At 65.6% G+C, this 5,187-nt stretch carries 4 protein-coding genes; 1 reads left to right on the forward strand and 3 read right to left on the reverse strand.

The features are described 5' to 3' along the window. From AB4Y84_RS12595 to AB4Y84_RS12605, 3 genes are all read right to left on the reverse strand, one after another. On the reverse strand, positions 1-2,155 hold a 2,155-nt coding region (locus tag AB4Y84_RS12595), incomplete at its 3' end, for a bifunctional aconitate hydratase 2/2-methylisocitrate dehydratase (protein WP_442250220.1). A 39-nt stretch (positions 2,156-2,194) separates the two neighbouring features. Then, positions 2,195-2,593 (reverse strand): type II toxin-antitoxin system VapC family toxin, encoded by a 399-nt coding sequence (locus AB4Y84_RS12600; RefSeq protein ID WP_100465270.1) that lies wholly within the window; start codon positions 2,591-2,593, stop codon positions 2,195-2,197. A 6-nt stretch (positions 2,594-2,599) separates the two neighbouring features. Continuing rightward, complete coding sequence (locus AB4Y84_RS12605; protein ID WP_230111144.1) at positions 2,600-2,824, reverse strand: AbrB/MazE/SpoVT family DNA-binding domain-containing protein; 225 nt, start codon at positions 2,822-2,824, stop codon at positions 2,600-2,602. A gap of 300 nt (positions 2,825-3,124) precedes the next feature. Here AB4Y84_RS12605 and acnA point away from each other — a divergent pair. Next, on the forward strand, positions 3,125-5,187 hold a 2,063-nt coding region (gene acnA / locus AB4Y84_RS12610; RefSeq protein ID WP_442250221.1), incomplete at its 3' end, for an aconitate hydratase AcnA.

The raw sequence follows: 5,187 nt of genomic DNA on the forward strand, positions 1-5,187 counted from the left end.
GACCGATGTTGGTCATGCACGAACCGATGAACACTTCGTCGATCTTGGCGCCAGCGACTTCGGACAGGGTCTTCACGTCGTCCGGGTCGTTCGGGCAGGCCACGATCGGCTCGTGGATGTCGGCCAGGTCGATCTCGATGACGGCGGCGTACTCGGCGTCGGCATCCGGCTCCAGCAGCTCCGGGTTGGACAGCCACGCTTCCATCTTCTCGATACGGCGCTGCAGCGAGCGCGGATCCTGGTAACCCTCGGCAATCATCCACTTCAGCAGCGTGATGTTGCTGGTCAGGTACTCGATGATCGGCTCCTTGTTCAGGCGCACCGAGCAGCCGGCCGCCGAACGCTCGGCCGAGGCATCGGACAGTTCGAAAGCCTGTTCGACCTTCAGTTCCGGCAGGCCTTCGATTTCCAGGATGCGGCCGGAGAAGATGTTCTTCTTGCCAGCCTTGGCCACGGTCAGCAGGCCCGACTTGATCGCGTACAGCGGGATCGCGTTGACCAGGTCACGCAGGGTCACGCCCGGCTGCAKYTTGCCCTTGAAGCGCACCAGCACCGACTCCGGCATGTCCAGCGGCATGACGCCGGTGGCAGCGGCGAAGGCGACCAGGCCCGAACCGGCCGGGAACGAAATGCCCACCGGGAAACGGGTGTGCGAGTCGCCGCCGGTACCGACGGTGTCCGGCAGCAGCATGCGGTTGAGCCAGCTGTGGATCACGCCGTCGCCCGGRCGCAGCGARAYGCCGCCRCGGGTGGAGATGAACTCCGGCAGGGTGTGATGGGTCTTGACGTCCACCGGCTTCGGGTAGGCCGCGGTGTGGCAGAACGACTGCATCACCAGGTCGGCCGAGAAGCCCAGGCAGGCCAGGTCCTTCAGCTCGTCGCGGGTCATCGGRCCGGTGGTGTCYTGCGAGCCCACCGAGGTCATCTTCGGTTCGCAGTAGGTGCCCGGGCGCATGCCCTGCCCTTCAGCCAGGCCACAGGCGCGGCCGACCATCTTCTGTGCCAGCGAGAAGCCCTTGCCGGTGTCGGCCGGCTGCACCGGCAGGCGGAACAGGTCGGTCGGGGCCAGGCCCAGCGCTTCACGCGCCTTGCCGGTCAGGCCACGGCCAATGATCAGCGGAATGCGGCCACCGGCGCGCACTTCGTCGAACAGCACTTCGGACTTGACCTGGAACTCGGCGATCACTTCGCCGTTCTTCAGCGCCTTGCCGTCGTACGGACGCAGCTCGACCACATCGCCGTGCTCCATCTTCGACACGTCCAACTCGATCGGCAGCGCRCCGGCATCTTCCATGGTGTTGTAGAAGATCGGGGCGATCTTCGAACCCAGGCAGACGCCACCGGCGCGCTTGTTCGGGATGTACGGAATGTCATCGCCGGTCCACCACAGCACGCTGTTGGTGGCCGACTTGCGCGAGGAACCGGTGCCGACCACGTCGCCGACATAGGCGACCAGATGGCCCTTGTCCTTCAGCGACAGGATCTGCTGGATCGGGCCGCGCTTGCCGTCTTCTTCCGGGGTGAACGCGGCGTCGTCACGCTTGTTCTTCAGCATCGCCAGGGCGTGCATCGGAATGTCCGGGCGGGTGGTCGCGTCCGGTGCCGGCGACAGGTCGTCGGTGTTGGTCTCGCCCGGCACCTTGAACACGGTGACGGTCAGGCTCTGCGGCACTTCCGGGTTGCTGGTGAACCACTCGGCATCGGCCCAGCTCTGCAGTACGGCCTGGGCGTTGGCGTTGCCGGCCTTGGCCTTTTCCTGCACGTCGTGGAAGGCATCGAACACCAGCAGGGTCTTCTTCAGCGCGTCGGCAGCGATGGCGCCGACGCTGGCGTCGTCCAGCAGCTGCACCAGCGGCGCGACGTTGTAACCGCCCAGCATGGTGCCCAGCAGTTCGGTGGCGCGCTCGCGGCTGATCAGCGGGTTCTGCTCGCTGCCCAGTGCGATCGCGGCCAGGTAAGAGGCCTTGACCTTGGCAGCGTCATCGACACCGGCCGGCACGCGGTGGGTCAGCAGGTCGAGCAGGAACTCGGCCTCGCCCTGCGGCGGGTTCTTCAGCAGTTCGATGACATCGGCCGTCTGCTGCGCGGTCAGCGGCAGGGGCGGGATGCCAAGCGCAGCGCGCTCGGCGACGTGGTGGCGGTAGGCTTCCAACATGACAACTCCCGGGTAATACGATTTGAGGATTGGACGGGCTCAGGCTTGCGGCACGATCAGCTTCAGGCCCTTGAAGTAGTCGCGGTAAAACGTGTCGTTCCAGGTGATCAGGCCATCGCACTGCAGCAGTGCGTGGGCGCCGACCATGAATTCATCCAGGCTGCGGCGGCTGCCGCTGCGCTGGCGGTGACGGCGGTGCATCTCGCCGGCGCGCAGCGCCGACTTGGCTTCCATCGGGTTGAAGTGCACGCCCATTTCTTCCAGCGCTTCGAGCACCTCGGCACCGCCGCGCAGCGATGCGCAGACCTCGGCCAGGGTCGCGCCGCAGACCACTACGCGGCCACCCACCAGGCTCTGCCTGAGCATGGCCTCCACGGCATCGGCCTGCGGACCATTGCTGAGCAGCTCGACCAGCACCGGTGAATCAACGGCGATCATCACGGCTTATTCCTCGTCGCGCACCGAACGCACGGCGGCATCGGCCGATTCGAAGCCATCCAGCGCGAACTTGCCGCGCGCCCGTGAAATGGCATCGTCAACACTCTTGCGCAGGATGATGCGGCTGCCATCCAGTTCGACCTTCAGCAAGGTGCCCTTGGTCAGGCCGAGGGCATCACGCACCGCCTTGGGCAGGGTGATCTGTCCGCGTTCTGCAACAGTGGCTTCCATCGGTAGGCCCTCCAGAGTATGCACAAATTATACATACTTTCCCGGGCATACTTCCACCCTGAACTGGACCGGCACTCCGCCAGCCCTTGCCTCGCAAAGGATCGGCCACACACGTGACATACGCCATACACCTTCCCCTGTAGTCTGGAACCGATGCCGCAGGCCTGACCCGGCCCGGGTGAATCCATTCAGTTTGGGGTTCATACTGGGAGCACCGGGGCCAGCAGGCCCGCGGCGACCGCAAGCAGGCCCGTCCACGCACGAGCCACTGCAAGCCATCCGCAAGAGGAGTCATCCCGCATGAGCGATTCGTTCTCCACCCGCAGCCAGCTGGACGTCGGCGGCAAGACCTACGACTACTTCAGCCTGCCCAAGCTGGGCCAGCGCTTCGACATCTCCCACCTGCCCTACTCGATGAAGATCCTGCTGGAGAACCTGCTCCGGCACGAGGATGGCGGCGTCACCGTCGGCAAGGATCACATCGAGGCCGTCGCCCGCTGGCAGCCCAGCGCCGAACCGGATACCGAAATCGCCTTCATGCCCGCGCGCGTGGTCCTGCAGGACTTCACCGGCGTGCCCTGCGTGGTCGACCTGGCCGCGATGCGCGATGCGGTGGTCAAGCTCGGCGGCCGCCCCGAACAGATCAATCCGCTGATTCCCTCCGAACTGGTCATCGACCACTCGGTGCAGGTGGATGTGTTCGGCAAGCCCGACGCGCTGGACCTCAACGGCAAGATTGAATTCCAGCGCAACCAGGAACGCTACGGCTTCCTGCGCTGGGGCCAGAAGGCCTTCGACAACTTCAAGGTGGTGCCGCCCAACACCGGCATCGTCCACCAGGTGAACCTGGAAAACCTGGCCCGCGTGGTGATGACCGCGGACAAGGACGGCAAGGCGGTCGCCTACCCCGATACCGTGTTCGGCACCGATAGCCACACCACCATGATCAATGGCATCGGCGTGCTCGGCTGGGGCGTGGGCGGCATCGAAGCAGAGGCCGCCATGCTTGGCCAGCCGTCCTCGATGCTGATCCCGCAGGTGGTCGGCTTCAAGCTGACCGGCCGCATGCCCGAAGGCGCCACCGCCACCGACCTGGTGCTGACCGTCACCCAGATGCTGCGCAAGCWCGGCGTGGTCGGCAAGTTCGTGGAGTTCTACGGCGACGGCCTGCAGCATCTGCCACTGGCCGACCGCGCGACCATTGGCAACATGGCCCCCGAATACGGCGCCACCTGCGGCATCTTCCCGATCGACAACGAATCGCTGACCTACCTGCGCCTGTCCGGCCGCAGCGAAGAGCAGATCGCCCTGGTCGAAGCCTATGCCAAGGCGCAGGRCCTGTGGCACGACGCCAACAGCCCGCATGCGCAGTACAGCACCACGCTGGAACTGGACATGGGCACGGTGAAGCCCTCGCTGGCCGGCCCCAAGCGCCCGCAGGACCGCGTGCTGCTGGAAGACGTGCAGAAGAACTACCGCGACGCGCTGGTCGGCATGACTGCCAACCGCGACAAGCGCAGCGAGGATGTCTCCACCTTCGTCAATGAAGGCGGCGGCGCCGCAGTGGGCAACGAGCAGCTGGCCAAGGGCTACGCCGACATCGAGATGGACGGCAGGAAGGTGCGGCTGAAGGATGGTGCGGTGGTCATCGCCGCCATCACCTCGTGCACCAACACCTCCAACCCGGCGGTGATGATCGGCGCCGGCCTGCTGGCCCGCAACGCGGCCGCCAAGGGACTGGACCGCAAGCCGTGGGTCAAGACCTCGCTCGGCCCAGGCTCGCGCGTGGTCACCGACTATCTTGAAAAGGCCGGCGTTCTCACCGAGCTGGAGAAGATCGGCTTCTACGTAGTGGGCTATGGCTGCACCACCTGCATCGGCAACTCCGGCCCGCTGCCGACCGAAGTCAGCGCCGGCATCGCCAGTGGCGACCTGGTGGTGACCTCGGTGCTGTCGGGCAACCGCAACTTCGAGGGCCGCGTGCACCCCGAAGTGAAGATGAACTACCTGGCCAGCCCGCCGCTGGTGGTGGCCTACGCCATCGCCGGCACCACCGACATCGACCTGACCACCGAGCCGCTGGGCACCGGCAGCGATGGCGAGCCGGTGTACCTGCGCGACATCTGGCCAAGCAACAAGGAAATCGGCGACGTCATCGCCGCCACGGTCGGCCCGGAGATGTTCAAGCAGAACTACGCCGACGTGTTCAAGGGCGATACCCGTTGGAACACCATCGCCTCGCCGGACGGTGACCTGTACGCGTGGAGCGATGCGTCCACCTACATCAAGAACCCGCCGTACTTCGATGGCATGACCATGCAGGTCGGCAGCATCGATGATGTGCACGGCGCACGGGTGATGGG

It is taken from the genome of Stenotrophomonas sp. 2YAF22, assembly GCF_052114665.1.
In the GTDB taxonomy this organism is placed as follows: Bacteria; Pseudomonadota; Gammaproteobacteria; order Xanthomonadales; family Xanthomonadaceae; genus Stenotrophomonas; species Stenotrophomonas indicatrix.

Bases quoted from the DNA above. Each gene is read 5' to 3' on its own strand.
- AB4Y84_RS12605 (WP_230111144.1), bottom strand. From the start codon at position 2,824: ATGGAAGCCACTGTTGCAGAACGCGGACAGATCACCCTGCCCAAGGCG.
- AB4Y84_RS12600 (WP_100465270.1), bottom strand. From the start codon at position 2,593: ATGATCGCCGTTGATTCACCGGTGCTGGTCGAGCTGCTCAGCAATGGT.